This window comes from Pseudoalteromonas sp. 2CM37A, assembly GCF_023161885.1.
Classification (GTDB): Bacteria; Pseudomonadota; Gammaproteobacteria; order Enterobacterales; family Alteromonadaceae; genus Pseudoalteromonas; species Pseudoalteromonas atlantica.
On record NZ_JALNTJ010000005.1, the window covers coordinates 125,561 to 139,972 of the forward strand.

The 14,412-nt window shown below is 39.5% G+C and carries 14 protein-coding genes and 1 other RNA gene; 12 read left to right on the forward strand and 3 right to left on the reverse strand.

All coding sequences use genetic code 11. The annotated features are described in order from the left end of the window. Nucleotides 1–27 precede the first annotated feature (27 nt). Nucleotides 28–564: a GNAT family N-acetyltransferase gene (locus MTF68_RS13010; protein ID WP_024032264.1), complete on the forward strand. Its 537-nt coding sequence runs from the start codon at nucleotides 28–30 to the stop codon at nucleotides 562–564. 96 nt (nucleotides 565–660) lie between these two features. Further along, nucleotides 661–2,334, forward strand: coding sequence for a gamma-glutamyltransferase (gene ggt / locus MTF68_RS13015; RefSeq protein ID WP_248462727.1), 1,674 nt, complete (start codon nucleotides 661–663; stop codon nucleotides 2,332–2,334). A 43-nt stretch (nucleotides 2,335–2,377) separates the two neighbouring features. On the opposite strand, the gene MTF68_RS13020 is transcribed toward ggt, so the two are convergent. Further along, the gene (locus tag MTF68_RS13020; protein WP_121637771.1) at nucleotides 2,378–3,580 is read right to left on the reverse strand and encodes an aromatic amino acid transport family protein; all 1,203 of its coding nucleotides are present in this window, start codon (nucleotides 3,578–3,580) and stop codon (nucleotides 2,378–2,380) included. 206 nt (nucleotides 3,581–3,786) lie between these two features. On the opposite strand from MTF68_RS13020, the gene MTF68_RS13025 reads away from it, so the two are divergent. Next, nucleotides 3,787–4,674, forward strand: coding sequence for a DMT family transporter (locus MTF68_RS13025; protein WP_154945647.1), 888 nt, complete (start codon nucleotides 3,787–3,789; stop codon nucleotides 4,672–4,674). A gap of 12 nt (nucleotides 4,675–4,686) precedes the next feature. On the opposite strand, the gene MTF68_RS13030 is transcribed toward MTF68_RS13025, so the two are convergent. Further along, the gene (locus MTF68_RS13030) at nucleotides 4,687–5,565 is read right to left on the reverse strand and encodes an OmpA family protein (RefSeq protein WP_054983043.1); all 879 of its coding nucleotides are present in this window, start codon (nucleotides 5,563–5,565) and stop codon (nucleotides 4,687–4,689) included. Nucleotides 5,566–5,928: 363 nt separating this feature from the next. Here MTF68_RS13030 and rnt point away from each other — a divergent pair, with 363 nt between their 5' ends. After that, the gene (gene rnt / locus MTF68_RS13035) at nucleotides 5,929–6,621 is read left to right on the forward strand and encodes a ribonuclease T (RefSeq protein WP_029774102.1); all 693 of its coding nucleotides are present in this window, start codon (nucleotides 5,929–5,931) and stop codon (nucleotides 6,619–6,621) included. Here the strand turns inward: rnt and MTF68_RS13040 are convergent. Beyond that, complete coding sequence (locus tag MTF68_RS13040) at nucleotides 6,605–8,230, reverse strand: FapA family protein (RefSeq protein ID WP_248462728.1); 1,626 nt, start codon at nucleotides 8,228–8,230, stop codon at nucleotides 6,605–6,607. The genes rnt and MTF68_RS13040 overlap by 17 nt on opposite strands. A gap of 266 nt (nucleotides 8,231–8,496) precedes the next feature. On the opposite strand from MTF68_RS13040, the gene ssrA reads away from it, so the two are divergent. From ssrA to MTF68_RS13080, 8 genes are all read left to right on the forward strand, one after another. Next, nucleotides 8,497–8,853: a transfer-messenger RNA gene (ssrA, locus tag MTF68_RS13045) on the forward strand. 199 nt (nucleotides 8,854–9,052) lie between these two features. After that, nucleotides 9,053–10,282: an integrase domain-containing protein gene (locus tag MTF68_RS13050; RefSeq protein WP_248462729.1), complete on the forward strand. Its 1,230-nt coding sequence runs from the start codon at nucleotides 9,053–9,055 to the stop codon at nucleotides 10,280–10,282. Beyond that, entirely contained in the window at nucleotides 10,275–11,408 is a 1,134-nt protein-coding gene (locus tag MTF68_RS13055; RefSeq protein ID WP_248462730.1) for a hypothetical protein, read from the forward strand. The genes MTF68_RS13050 and MTF68_RS13055 overlap by 8 nt, the downstream gene beginning before the upstream one ends. A 338-nt stretch (nucleotides 11,409–11,746) precedes the next feature. Further along, nucleotides 11,747–11,956, forward strand: a complete 210-nt coding sequence (locus tag MTF68_RS13060) for an AlpA family phage regulatory protein (RefSeq protein WP_248462731.1) — start codon at nucleotides 11,747–11,749, stop codon at nucleotides 11,954–11,956. Next, nucleotides 11,953–12,165: a hypothetical protein gene (locus MTF68_RS13065; protein ID WP_055018124.1), complete on the forward strand. Its 213-nt coding sequence runs from the start codon at nucleotides 11,953–11,955 to the stop codon at nucleotides 12,163–12,165. Before MTF68_RS13060 ends, MTF68_RS13065 begins: the two co-directional genes overlap by 4 nt. 127 nt (nucleotides 12,166–12,292) lie before the next feature. Beyond that, nucleotides 12,293–12,913 carry an inovirus-type Gp2 protein gene (locus tag MTF68_RS13070; protein WP_248462732.1) on the forward strand — a complete coding sequence of 207 codons (621 nt, stop codon included), beginning with the start codon at nucleotides 12,293–12,295 and terminating at the stop codon, nucleotides 12,911–12,913. Beyond that, a complete protein-coding gene (locus MTF68_RS13075) occupies nucleotides 12,914–13,168 on the forward strand; it encodes a hypothetical protein (protein WP_248462733.1) in 255 nt (84 codons plus the stop codon). It abuts the gene before it with no gap. A gap of 320 nt (nucleotides 13,169–13,488) precedes the next feature. Next, the gene (locus MTF68_RS13080) at nucleotides 13,489–14,412 is read left to right on the forward strand and encodes a restriction endonuclease (protein ID WP_248462734.1); all 924 of its coding nucleotides are present in this window, start codon (nucleotides 13,489–13,491) and stop codon (nucleotides 14,410–14,412) included.

The window sequence follows — 14,412 nt, forward strand, 5'->3', positions numbered from 1 at the left end:
ATTCCACTTAATAATAGAACAGCGAAGATGAACACACCTGTAACAACACGCTTAAATTTCAAATTAATGAATGAACACGATTGGCCGCTGCTGCATGAACTAGATCAAGACCCCGCGGTAATGAAATACATAAACCGAGGAACGCCTTCAACATTAAAACAAATTAAAGAAATAGGGATCCCCAGAATGCTTGCCTATAAAAATGCAAACAAAGGCTGGGGGCTGTGGAAAGTCACTCTTAAAAAAGAGGACTCTTTTATAGGGTGGGTGCTTGTTAGGCCTATGCACTTTTTTACTCAAACTCCCGATTTTACAAATATTGAAATAGGGTGGCGCTTTAAGCAATCTAGTTGGGGACAGGGTTATGCAACGGAGGCGGCTAGTGCATTATGTAACGCCTTAAAAATGCAGCCAGAGATAAAAACACTATCTGCAATGGCACTGGCCGATAATAAAGCCTCAATTAGTGTCATGCAAAAGCTGGGATTTACCTGGGTTAAAAACTATATACACACTGATGAACAAGGCGATTTGGATGCCGTTTTATACGCAAAGGCGTTATAGCATACAAAAAAATCACTTGTATAAACATTGACCTAACGTTCTATGGTATGCATAAATGAGCCAAGCGAGATTCAAATAATAAAGTAAGGATGTTTTATGGAGTTATTTTTTCGACCAAGCCGGCTCATTGTTAAGAGTGTGTTGATTGCACAATTTTGTATATTTAGCGTGCAGGCGGAGCAAGTTACTAAAAGCGCTGTCGCAATGCCTGACTCGTTTAGTGCAGATACAGCACAAGCTATTTTAGAACAAGGTGGAAATGCTGTTGATGCGGCTATTGCTGCGCAATTTGTATTAGCGGTAACGCTTCCCGAAGCCGGAAATATTGGCGGGGGAGGCTTTATGCTTATACAAAAAGAGGGAAAAGGCGACTTTATAGACTATCGCGAAACGGCTCCCCAAGCAGCGCACAGAGATATGTATTTAGATGCCAAGGGCGATGTAATTAAAAACAAGTCAATTTATGGTATTCACGCAAGTGGTGTACCAGGGAGCGTAGCCGGTATGTGGCTGGCGCATCAAAAACACGGCACCTTAAAATGGCAAACATTAGTACAGCCTGCGGTTACCTTAGCAGAGCAAGGCTTTAAAGTGCCGCCCAAATTGGCTCAAGGGGTCGCACAATACATTGCTCAGTTAGACAAACAAAATATAAATGTAAATTTTAAACACTATTTTGCAGATATAAAAGCAAATCAGATTTTTAAACAGCCTGAGCTAGCCGCTACTTTAAAACGCATAAGAGATAACGGCCAAGACGGGTTTTATAAAGGCGAAACGGCCCGCATTATTGCCAACTTTATGCACCAGCACGGCGGCATTATTAACCAAACTGATTTGGCTAATTACACGGCTGTGTCGCGCACGCCGATTAAAGCTAACTGGAACGGTTATGAAGTATTAACCTCTCCACCGCCAAGCTCTGGCGGAATAGCTATTTTGCAGTGGCTAAAAATGTTTGAGCTTAAAAAAAGCGAAATGGGGATGGTACATAACTCTACTCAATACGTGCATTTACTTGCTGAAATAGGTAAACGTGTGTTTGCCGATAGAGCAGAGTACTTGGGCGATCCGGACTTTTTTGATGTACCAGTGACTGAGCTTACTCATATTGATTACCTAAAAGCGCGCAGTAAAGATATTTCTTTGACAGCTATTTCAACCACCGAAAACATTAAACCGGGCCTCAAAGAAAGTGAGCAAACCACGCATTTTTCTATTATTGATAAAATGGGTAATGCAGTGGCCAATACCACAACGATTAATTTAAGCTTTGGTAGTGGCGTTGTGGTTGAAGGTGCAGGCTTTATATTAAATGACGAAATGGACGACTTTAGCGCTAAACCTGGGGTAATGAACGCCTTTGGTGCGCTCGGCGGTAAAGCCAATGAAATTCAGCCACAAAAGCGTATGCTTAGCTCAATGTCGCCAACCATACTGCTCAAAAACAACAGCGTTAAAATGGTCACAGGCTCGCCTGGGGGCACAACAATTATCAGCTCGGTGTATCAATCTATTTTAAATGCGGTTGAATTTAACATGGGCGCCAACGATATTGTTAATAGCACGCGGTTTCATCATCAGTTATGGCCTAAAAACGTGATCAGAACACACGCAGGGCTTAGTGAAAACACTCAAGCTGAACTTATAAAAATGGGCTACACACTGGATGAGCGCCGTTTTGGCGATTTGCAGGTTATTGTAAATAAAGACGGTGAGTTACAAGCAGCTTCTCAGGCTACAGGCCGTGGTGAGTCTCGGGTATTTTAACATTTTTAACTAACCCCTTTAGCTAAAGGGGTTAGATTTTTTATTAACCAATAGCGGGTACTAAACCCAGCATTTGCATAAATTGGGCGACAATAATTACAATGCCGCACAGCCCTGCAACCGCTAATCCCATATTACCACTTCGCACTTGGTACCCCGTTTGAGGGCCCGATTTACGCTGCCTATACACCATAGAAACCGGTAAAAATATTGCTAATACCACAAGGGCGATGGCTGCATAGCCTAGCGCCATTATAAATCCCTGAGGATAAAATAGCGCAAATCCTAAAGGGGGAATAAAAGTAATTAGTGCGGTTTTTATTCTTTCTGATTTGGTGTCGCCTTTATTAAATGCATCAGCAAAAAAATCAAATAACCCTAAGCTAACACCTAAAAAAGAGGTGGCCAATGCTAAGTCGGCAAACAGTGTAACAGCGCTTGTTACCTGCGGATTATGCGCAATACTTGCCACACTCTCTACAAAGCCTGTTAAGCCATTACTATTGAGTAAATCACTTTGCTGCATAATCCCTTGGCTAAGCAGTTGCCAAAAAATATAAATCACTAAAGGTAAAGCAGCCCCTGCAATCATTACCTTACGCAATACTTTTGTTTCCAGCCCCACATACTTAACAATTGACGGAATAGAGCCATGAAAACCAAATGAGGTAAAAATAACGGGTAAGGCAGATAAAATCAGCCCTTGCTCAACGGGCATTTCAAGTAAGTGCTTACCTTGTACATAGGGTGTAAGCATATAAAACAAGCTGCCTAGTACTAAAATTTTAATCGTAAATAACACGCGGTTAAGTTTATCTACTTTACTGGTGCCTAAAGTAACCACGCTACCTATTACAATGGCTAAAACAATAGAGGCAATTTGTGGCGCTATGTTTATGCTCAAATCACTACTAATACGCGACTGCAACTGCGCGCCACCCCCGGCTATATAGGCTGCGCACAGGGCGTAAAACAAAAATATCATCGAAAAGTTAGCTACGTACTGGCCGCGCTTTCCTAACCAGCGCTTTGCTAAGGTGTTTAATGTTGCATCTCTAGGGGCGTATTGGTGGAGCTCTAGCATTAATAAAGCGGTGTAGGTCATCAGTAACCAGCTGGCTATTATCAGTGCAAGCGCGGTATTAAATCCAAGCCCTGCAGAGGCTATTGGCAATGCCAGCATACCTGCGCCTATGGTGGTGCCTGCAACAATTAACATGCTGCCTATTGTTTTATTTTTAAGCACTTAACTATCCTAAAATGTGTGAGAGGCACTCAAGATATAACTAGTTACTTAAAACATAAATAGTTTTGTAATAAATGCCGGTAAATAATAATGTAACTATGAATTTACAGCTGTATTTAGACGTTTATATATGTACTGCGTATTACTTTCGCGCGTATAATTTACTTTAATAGGGTTTCTACCTCCTCAGTGCAAAGGAATGGCGTGTGCCAGTTAAATTATCTTATTTACTACTTGTCATTATTTGGTGTACTACGCCTTTAGGTATTGTATGGAGCAGTGAAACTGTAGCACCAACGCTCGCCGTTTTAATGCGCATGATTATAGGCTTATTTGTTGCTGGGTTAATTGTTGCTATAGCCAATATTCGTGTACCTTGGAGCAAAAACGCGTGTACGTTATATGCATACTCCAGTTTGGGTATTTTTGGCGGTATGTCATTAAGTTACATGGCTGCTACCACAGTACCTTCAGGTATTATTTCATTAGTGTTTGGCCTTGCGCCTATTCTCTCTGGTTTTTTAGCACAAAGGTTACTTAATGAGCCTAAATTTAGTCCTATTAAATTAATAGCGCTGAGCTGTGCATTAATAGGTCTTTATTTTGTAAGTTATAACCAGCTACAAACCTCACAAACTCAGGGCATAGGGCTGATGTATGTGTTATTGGCCGTTACTTTATTTAGCCTCAGTGGGGTGATGATCAAACGTGTAAAAATTGCTATTCACCCTATGGCAACCACTTTTGGAGCGCTGGTTTTTGTTACTCCTTTATTTGGGCTGCTGTGGTGGCTGGTAGATGGGCAAATAAGTATGGATTATTGGAGTGCACGCTCGTTATGGAGTATTGCGTATTTAGGTATTTTTGGCTCGATTGTAGGGGCTCTAGCGTATTTTCATGTATTACAAAAGTTAAACGCCAGTACTGTAGCCTTAAGTAGTTTAATTACACCAAGTTTTGCATTAGCGCTAGGCGCATTACTTAATAACGAGCCTTTAAGTCAGGAGCTTATTATAGGAGCCATAATTATATTTTTGAGCCTAACGTTTTTTCAGTTTGGCGATAAGCTCATAAAGCGGCGCAGCGGTAGTTAGCAGTTAGGGCGGTTACATTTTTGCTATTTGAATAATTAAACGACGGTTTTTATTTCGCCCTAAAATATTTTCGTTAGTATCAACAAAACGTTTTTCACCTAGGCCTGTGGTTTCTACTTTGCCCTCATCAACCCCTAAGCTGACCATATAATCTTTTATAGCTTTAGCACGCTTACGCGATAAATCTAAGTTATTCCAACGGCCACCGTAGCTATCGGTATACGAATCAATACTTATAGACTCAATACTGGTATCATTTTTTAAATACTCAGCAATTTTATCTAAGCGCTTTTGCGACTCTTTAGTGAGCTTACTGCTATTTGATTGGTAGTTCATTACAGTAAATGAAATATCTTCAAAGCTGTATGGTAAAAGTTCATCGCGGCACTGCAAAAACGCCCAATAGGCTTGTTTAAAATTAACGCTTGAAATACCAACGGCAATTTTGTCGGCACTATTTTGCCAGTCCTGGTAGTAAAAGGTAGGATGAAACCCTTTTTCAAGTTCAGTTAGCATTTCCCATGCGGTTTTATTACCAAGCTCACCATCAAACTTTTTAAGTAACTTCATCGTGGTTATATCACGCGCGGGCAGGCCTGAACGCCATGCTGGTGGCACCGCCTTTAAACCGGCTATATCGTAATTGTCGGGGCGCACAACCATATCTAGATTAAAAGTTAGGTTTTTGTTTTTACTGGCCGATGCCTTAAATATGGCCTCACCGTAGTAGGGCACTTCGTGGTTTAATTGGCACTGTAAGCGTGTTGTTTTTATAACTTCCCAATTGGAGTTATCTTGATTTGCGCTGTATTGGCGCATAGCCGCTTGCGATGAATAACTCATCAATGCGGTGCCAAGGCTTACGCTAATAAAAAACAACTTACACTTCATAAAACGCTCCGGTTAATCTACTAAGCCAATATTTTGGCGTACGGCTAAAGTAGGGCTCTATACCAACTTAATTAAAAACATAATCTTCGTATCGTATTAAATAGCCTGCTCACTGCGTTAAACTTACTGATGTAAAACAAAGCTATAAATAATTTTCGCCTTGTTATTGCGCTATTTTCTAGGCGCCATACTGGTATCCGTAATTTAATGCGATGGGAATTAATAACAGCCAATACAATTAGCAGTTATTTAAAAGCAAATAGCATGCCTACAATATATTAATTAAATAATTTATAAAGCCCTAGCCGAGTAGCCCCCAATTTTGACATAATAGTGAGCTTATCCTCATAAACCAAGAAGACTATGGCAAATACTGAGCAAACACTTTTCGCACAACGCTTTCGCGGCTTTTTTCCTGTTGTTATTGATGTAGAAACCGCCGGCTTTAATAAAGAAACCGACGCCTTACTTGAAATTGCCGTATCAATTTTAAAAATGGATGACGAAGGGTTACTCAGCATAGATCATACCGTTCATTTTCATGTAGAGCCTTTTGAAGGCGCTAATATTGAACAAGCCGCAATTGAATTTAACGGCATAGACCCGTTTAGCCCGTTGCGCGGCGCTGTACCAGAAGACGAAGCAATTAAAGAAATTTGTAAAGCAGTACGTAAAGCGCAAAAAGCTGCAGGGTGTCAACGCTCAGTTGTAGTGGCACATAATGCCGCCTTTGATCATGGCTTTTTAAATGCAGCCATTGAGCGTAACAATATTAAGCGTACGCCATTTCATCCATTTGTGAGTTTCGACACAACCTCGCTTGCAGGGTTAGCTTTAGGCCAAACGGTACTGGCTAAAGCATGTAGAGCCGCGGGGATTGAGTTTGATAACAGCCAAGCACACTCGGCACTTTACGATACAGAACGCACAGCAGAACTATATTGTTTAATAGTAAACCGTTGGCAAGAACTAGGGGGCTGGCCGTTAGCGCCACTACCTGAAAGTGACGCCCAAGAAACTGAAAACACCGAAGAGGATACTAAAACGACTGAGTGATTTTTCCCTCAGAAAGTTTTACTAAGTGGGGTGGGTAAATACGCGAAAACTGTTTTGTGTCTTTTGCTATTTTAAGCTCCACACCTGGGTGCATTATTTCGTTAATTTTAAGTCGGCTAGTTGCCAATAGCTGAGAAATTTTTTGCTTCACCAATCTTTTTTGACGTTGTACGTGCATAGCGCGAGTTTTTATATGCTGCTCATTAGCGGCAATTTTATCTAGTAGCTGTTTGCGTTGAGCAGCAACTGGAATTTTTATCGCTTTTTCTTTAGCTTGTTTAAGTGCAGATGTTTTACTTGCTAATACTTTTTCAAAATCAATTATTTGAGATTGTTTTGAGCGCAGTTCATGCCAGTTTTGAGCTAAAAACACACGGGTCTTAGTCCCTGCCGGCGCACCTAGTTCACCTGTTTCTATACGCATAGCATCAAGAATATTTCCCCCAATTATTTTGCCGCGAGGGTTACCTGCTTTACCAACACGTATTAAGCGCCTTGCACTTAAATTACAATGCAATGCTTGGCGTTCTATAAATAAATCTTGCGCACTTTTAATATTACAGTACTGGGCATAGCCAATAGAAATAGTTCGCTGGGCTGAAATTTCACACGTAAATGCTTCTTCATTTTCACGCTTACGGCCAATAGCGCCGAGCATAATAGTTACCGCGCTTTGGCTTTCAATCGTGCCTGATTCTACAAACCCTAATACAGTAATATCGCCATTGGCTTTAACCCGCATACCATCTTTTACATCACCAGATATAATTACACTGCCATCAAAATCAACGTGGCCTGTACTTACATCTACATTATGAAAACACAAAACATCGTCAACCCGCATGCCTCTAGGTAAGGCCACAGGGACACCTTTACAATCGGCAATGAGCATGTTTGGGTTATTAGGGTCTATTTTTGTGCCTTCAAAGGGCTGTAATTGATGTTCTTTACCAGGCGTTGCCTTGATCATATCGCCAAAAACCGTATAGCCATCTTCACCTGGAGTAGCAGCTACTCGCTGCATTAAAGGGGTGCCGGGCTTTACCGTAATAATCGCGCCAAGGTCTTTCATATCGACCTTGCCACCTTCTTTTGCTTGGGGGCTAAGTACGCGGTCTTGCGCAGTAGAGCAAAGACGAACAAACCTCGCATCACTGCCTTCTTTAGGGTTTCGGCCATGAGCCACAATAGCGCTGTATGATGTACCTGCAGGGTGAGAAAATTGTTGACCTAAAAACGTATCAAGTGCACGAGGACTAATGCCTTTTTTTACACCGGCTTTAACTAAAGCTGCTTGAGCTGCCTCCATAGAGAGTAATGCGCCGCCTTTGGCCGTGGTAAGCGTAGCCTCTGCAACCATGTTTTTTTCATCAACGTTAATAACAATGCTCGCGTCCGTGGCTTTGGCAATTACTAATGATTCTTGCTGATAATTTTTACTCGGTGAAAATAACTTACCAATATTGCCAGAGAGTACTTCAAACTCGCAATAATCCGACTGTTCAAGTAGCTCAATAAGTTGAGCACTCGTCACCGGAAATCCATTATCAATAGGGTGTGCAGATAACGCCAGCTCGCCCGTTTGTTCATTAAATAAAAAAACCGACATTTATAAATTCCCTACGTAATATGCCTGTTATTATGATTATTACTTTTACTACTAAAGCCTTATAGCTAGTGTAAAATTTAACTCCTTATTTGAGCACAACTTGACCGACATGTTAAGTAAATGTTCAGTATTTGTTTGCTTTTTTACAAACTTGTGCTTGTTTACTGTTCAGTTGATTCAGTTAGCTAAAATAAAAGTGTCACACCCCTTGAGTATCAGTCGTTTACTCAGTTATACTGCCCTCACTGAAAGAAATTCATATTTCAGGGGCTGATTAGGATTCGACGGAATTCAAGAAGCCTGAGGTGCATGTCGAGGTGCGGTTTGCCTCGTAAAAAAGCCGCAATTTAAAGTAATCGCAAACGACGATAACTACTCTCTAGCAGCTTAGGCTGGCTAGCGCTCCTTCCATGTATTCTTGTGGACTGGATTTTGGAGTGTCACCCTAACACCTGATCGCGACGGAAACCCTGGCCGGGGTTGAAGCGTTAAAACTAAGCGGCCTCGCCTTTATCTACCGTGTTTGTCCGGGATTTAAAGGTTAACTAAATGACAATACTAAACATGTAGTACCGACGGTCGAGGCTTTTCGGACGGGGGTTCAAATCCCCCCAGCTCCACCAATTCGCTGTTCGATAACATCCGAACAGATACAGGAAACCCGCTAACCATATAGGCTAGCGGGTTTTTTATTGCCTGTAATATCCCAAGATGTTTACCTGCATCCAGTATTTTTAGTACCATGGTTAGTACCACAGCACTTATTCGTGAAAATGCTGTGGTACTAAAAATAAGAAAGCCTTGAATTCACAGGGCTAGAACATGGTATACATAAAAGAAATGGCCAGAACTGTAAAACCCCTCAACGATACACAAATTAAGCAAGCTAAGCCTAAGGAAAAGGAATACTCACTTTCAGATGGCAGTGGTCTTCAATTATCTATAAGACCAAATGGTACTAAAAGTTGGATATTTAAGTATTACAAGCCATTCACTAAAAAAAGAACAAACCTTTCTTTTGGACAGTATCCTCAAATTACCCTTGCCGCCGCTAGAGTAAAAAGGGAAGAGGCACGCGGGCTTCTTGCTAATGAAATAGACCCAAAAGAGTACAAAGAGCAACAATATACTCAAGAGACCCAAGCACGTTTAAATACTTTAGAGAAAGTAGCGTGGGAATGGTTTGAAATTAAAAAGTTAGCAGTAAAGCCTAAGCACGCAGAAGGCATTTGGGGTAAGGTTAAAAACCATGTACTTCCTGAATTAGGTAAGCGACCTATAAGTAGTATCGATGCAGTAATTACAATTAATACATTAAAGCCTGTTGCTGCAAAAGGTGCTCTTGAAACAGTGGGAAGGACGTGTCAGATCCTCAATCAAATTATGCGCTACGCAGTAAATACAGGAGTCATCAAACATAACCCTTTAGAGGGGATTAGGGATGCCTTTGCAAAACCTGTAACAAAGCCGATGCCAACGATAGATGTTATAAGGATGCCTGAACTTATGGGAGATCTTTTAAGAGCCAGTATAAAGTTTCCTACTCAATGTGCGATTGAGTGGCAATTACATACAATGGTAAGGCCAAATGAAGCCACAAAAGCAAAATGGTCTGAGATAGACTTAGAAAACAATGTGTGGATATTACCTGCAGAAAAAATGAAAGCAGCTAAAGTCCATAAAATACCATTAACTCCAAGAACGTTAAAATTACTTGAATTGATGAGACCGATAAGTGGTCATCGTGAATATATTTTTCCCGCTGATAGAAACCCTAGAGGACATATGAATCCTCAAACCCCAAATACCGCAATTGGTCGAATGGGCTATAAAGGAGAGCTTGTTGCTCATGGCTTAAGATCACTAGCAAGTACCGCGTTAAATGAATCTAGGTTATTTGACTTTGAGTTAATAGAGGTTGCATTAGCGCATCAAGACACGAACCAAGTTCGAGCTGCATATAATCGAAGTGACTACTTAGAAAGTAGAAGAGAAATAATGTGCTGGTGGAGTGAGTATATTCATAACGCTAAGGTACAGTCGCTTGTCTAACTTTAAAGCGTTAGCTAACCTGAATTTGCTACAAGAAACAACAATTCAACGGATTGATTTTGATCCCTCTCGGCTTCAGTCTGCAGAGGGAGAGAAAGTTTGTTTAAAGCAAACACTAAAAGATATCATCACGTCTATTTACGCGATTGAAGCTAATATATCGGATAGGATATTAAATGACTTTGATTTGTTGCATTTAACAGGAGTTAGCCTTAGTCACTTAAAAACAAAAGCGGAAGAACTTTTGTCTAATTTGCTAAATAATGAGCAACCTGAAGGCTTAGAGTTATTTTCATTAGGTGCTCTAATAGGCGAATACAACACCCTTCATCGGTTTGCTAATAGCTTACTTCTACATCAACAAACGAAAGAAAAAGCGCAAAAAGCTAATATTGGAAAACAAATAAAAACTCAAACTTATTTAAAACTTTCTAAAGAAATTTTTTGCGCAATAAAAAATCTAGGTTTAGCAAATAACGATTGGGCGATTATCAGTGGCGTGGATATTTTTTTGAAGGCTTCACTAGATAGTGCAATGCTTATAGAAAAAAAGAATTCATCCCAAAAAATTGCTAAATATTTAAACATAGAAATAGGCAAAGGAAAGCCAAATAGTGCAATGCTGAAATTAAGAGATAAGGTTGTTGCTTTTTTAAATCGCGAGTATAGCTCTGATATTTATGAACTTTACTCAACATTTTATAAAAGTGAAGAGTTCGAATACAAGAATCACACGATCACTGATTCAACAGACGCTAATTTAAGTAAGTGCTTAGATGCCTTACATTACTTATTAAAGTATGAATTGCGTTACGATGAGGAGGTGGAGCCACTTCATGTACCTCTTATAATGAGGCTTTCTGCAAAGCTTGTAACTCAATATATACTCTCACATCTTAAATCATTAATTAAAATATCAGGTAGCAAGCCCTTAACCGATTTAGATGAGTGTATGTATAGCCAGTCTATTTATAATGAAATCAGAGCAATAAGTCCTGCATTTTTTTCTCAGCCAAGTAATTTTTGTTTAACACCTATTGAATCACAGCTACTTGAACTCAGAATTAAGTACTCATTTAATGGGGCAGGGTTAACAAATAACAAAAAGGTTAAATACAAACTATAGAGCACAGTTACAAAGCCCTGTCAGTTTATTTCTATGGGCTTTTACTATAAGTATGCAGTGCTAATCAGTTAAAAATTACTTTGTTAGACAAAACTAATAATTAACCATAAATACTCTCCAAATTACTCACATATATCAGTAGTAACTCAATTAAATTATAAAAAATTAAGTTTTATGTATGATTTTTGTGCACTTGAGTTGTTTTAATGCCGATTCCTCACGGAATAGTTAATTAAACGATGAAAAAAGTTTTGCAATATAGCTTCGTACCTAGACGGACATATCTGTCTATCTTAGAAATTAACGGGATAAAGTCTCAAATAATTTGGAGCAGTACCATGAACTTAGATAACCTATTAACTAACAGCAAAAGAATTCTTCGCCTTAAAGATGTACAAACTTTGACTGGTTTATCTCGAACTATGATTTACGACTTACAGAGTAAAGGCGATTTCCCACAAAGTATAAAGTTAGTGCAAAGTGGGCGCGCTATGGGGTGGCAATATAGTGATGTTATTGATTGGATTGACTCAAGAGTACAAGCATGAGGTTTTTAGCTAAACGAGAAGTTAAAATTGCTGATGAAGATATTTTTATTTCAAAAGTTGCAATTCAAAAGCACTTTGGTTTTTCATCTTATTTAGTCGGCAAGCTAGTAAAAGAAAGGACTCTTTCAGAGCCTGTGGAGTTAGCTCAAAAAGTTACTGGTTGGCCTTTGACAGAGGTAAAGCAACTCAACCAAATTAGCACTTCTTAGGATAACAAGGGATGTTATTTCATTAGTTAGACCCTTTTATATGACCTTTACTTGCTTAAAGCGTCAATCATAGTGCGGTTAACTTCATTGTTGTAGTGCAGGTTATTTATAATATTTAGAGAAAATCATGCCATCTCAGTTAGTTCAAAAATTAAAAGATAAATATGGTGTTGAAGTACATTATCAAAAACTATCAGAAGAATCTTATATGGCTTTGGAGATAATGAATTTCCCAAGTGGATATTACTACGACATTATTAAAACTATGCTAAAGCAATTGGATGTGATGCTTTGCAAGTTTTCCAAAGTGCTCGTACTCAGGCTCGATTTAAGATTAGAACAATATAGTAAAGACAATAAAGTTGTTTCACAGTTTATTAATAGTATTCAAAAGAAAATAAAAAATACGTACGGTGAGTTCGCTTATATATGGGTAAGAGAGCAAAACAAAGCTGATAAGCAGCATTACCACATAGCTTACTTTTTTAATGGTCATAAAATCATACACCCTAGTAAGGTCATAAGTTTAATTCAGACAGGATGGTTTAAGGCTTCGGCTGGTGGAGCACTATATATACCTGAGCATTGCTTTTATCAGTTATTTACTAATCAGCCTAACTTTTACGATAACTTTAAGGAGGCCGTTTACAGGCTTAGTTACCTTGCTAAATGCTATTCTAAACGGCGTGTTTCGCAATCAGTAAAAAACTACTCTTCAAGTCGGCTTGAATATAGTGAGGGTAGTTAAATGGCTAGGGGTGGTAAAAGAAAAGGTGCAGGTGCGCCAAAAGGTAACAAAAATGCTCTTAAGCATGGCGGCAGGGCTAAGGTAATGCATGGTGTACCCTTAGATAAAGAGCTATCTGACTTTGAATATAAAGCCTTGTGCTTAGTGCAGTTAGAAACCCTCAAAAAGCTTAATAAAGATGACAGTTACGAATCCAGACTTCTAATTTATAAACATTTTATGAGGTATAAAGGCACTTTGTCGTTCGACTTTTAAGGATTTAGGTGGGCTTGGTACACAGCAGAGTCGCTTTAACACGGTAAAATAAAAAAAGGAAAGTAACCGATCAAGCTACCAAACAATCAAATGTATTTTTATTTCTCATTTAAATTCAGTGTTTTAAGGTTTTTATGACTAGCCTTGTATACATTCTAAAAGGTGATCGCTCTTGTATTCGATCACCTTTGGTCTTTAAATTTACCATTTCACTACCATGCAAGAGTTAAAGCAGCCTTTGTTTTGATAAACGGGTCAGTTTTATATAATATCTTTTACTTAATAATGGATTATAGCTACTTCACTAGTAAAGGAATTCTATGTCACTTCCTGATTACCAATCATTTATGACCCCGTTGCTAGTATGTTTAGCCGACGGTAAAACCGTTAAACTGCGTGATATTGATGCCGATGTTTACCGTAAACTTGGGCTTAGTGCCGATCAACTAAAGCTCCGCATACCCAGCGGTAAGCAAACATATGCCTATCATCGCTTGGGGTGGGCTAAAACTTACTTAGTTCAAGCGGGTTTAATAGAACAGCCTAAAAGGGCTTTTTGCAAAATCACTCAAAAAGGGCTAGCTGCAATTGAGTCGGGCGAACCAATCAATAACCAATACTTAAGTAAGTTCGATGCTTTCCTCGATTTTAAAACACGCTCTAAAGACGCAAACGAGCCCACACAAGTAAACACCACCAGCATAGTAAGTAATAACGCAGATAAAACCCCTGAAGAGCTTATAGAAGCTGCGGTAGACACGCTCAATACCAACCTAAGTGACGAAATACTAAAAGCGATATTAGCAGCATCCCCAGTATTTTTTGAAAACCTAGTGGTCGATTTAATGCTTGCCATGGGTTACGGCGGTTCTCGAAAAGATGCAGGTCAAGCAACACAATATACACAAGATGGTGGCATTGACGGTGTGATCAAAGAAGATAAACTTGGCCTTGAAATGATATACTTGCAAGCCAAACGTTATACCAATAAAACGGTTGGTCGCCCTGATATACAAGCCTTTGCGGGTGCGCTTGATATGCACCGTGCTAAAAAGGGCGTTTTCATTACCACTAGCAGCTTTAGTAAAGATGCCCTCGAATATGTAGGCATGATAGAAAAACGTATAGTGCTGGTGGATGGCGCACAACTAACCGAACTCATGCTTACTCATAATTTAGGTGTAAGCACCAAACATGTATTTGAAGTAAAAGCGCTCGATAGCGATTACTTTATGGAAGATTAA

Coding starts and splice junctions, on each gene's coding strand:
- MTF68_RS13040 (WP_248462728.1), bottom strand. CDS start 8,230: ATGTCGGTTTTTTTATTTAATGAACAAACGGGCGAGCTGGCGTTATCT.
- MTF68_RS13075 (WP_248462733.1), top strand. CDS start 12,914: ATGGCTAGGGGTGGTAAAAGAAAAGGTGCAGGTGCGCCAAAAGGTAAC.
- MTF68_RS13030 (WP_054983043.1), bottom strand. CDS start 5,565: ATGAAGTGTAAGTTGTTTTTTATTAGCGTAAGCCTTGGCACCGCATTG.
- MTF68_RS13080 (WP_248462734.1), top strand. CDS start 13,489: ATGTCACTTCCTGATTACCAATCATTTATGACCCCGTTGCTAGTATGT.
- MTF68_RS13010 (WP_024032264.1), top strand. CDS start 28: ATGAACACACCTGTAACAACACGCTTAAATTTCAAATTAATGAATGAA.
- MTF68_RS13050 (WP_248462729.1), top strand. CDS start 9,053: ATGGTATACATAAAAGAAATGGCCAGAACTGTAAAACCCCTCAACGAT.
- MTF68_RS13070 (WP_248462732.1), top strand. CDS start 12,293: ATGCCATCTCAGTTAGTTCAAAAATTAAAAGATAAATATGGTGTTGAA.
- rnt (WP_029774102.1), top strand. CDS start 5,929: ATGGCAAATACTGAGCAAACACTTTTCGCACAACGCTTTCGCGGCTTT.
- MTF68_RS13060 (WP_248462731.1), top strand. CDS start 11,747: ATGAACTTAGATAACCTATTAACTAACAGCAAAAGAATTCTTCGCCTT.
- MTF68_RS13065 (WP_055018124.1), top strand. CDS start 11,953: ATGAGGTTTTTAGCTAAACGAGAAGTTAAAATTGCTGATGAAGATATT.
- ggt (WP_248462727.1), top strand. CDS start 661: ATGGAGTTATTTTTTCGACCAAGCCGGCTCATTGTTAAGAGTGTGTTG.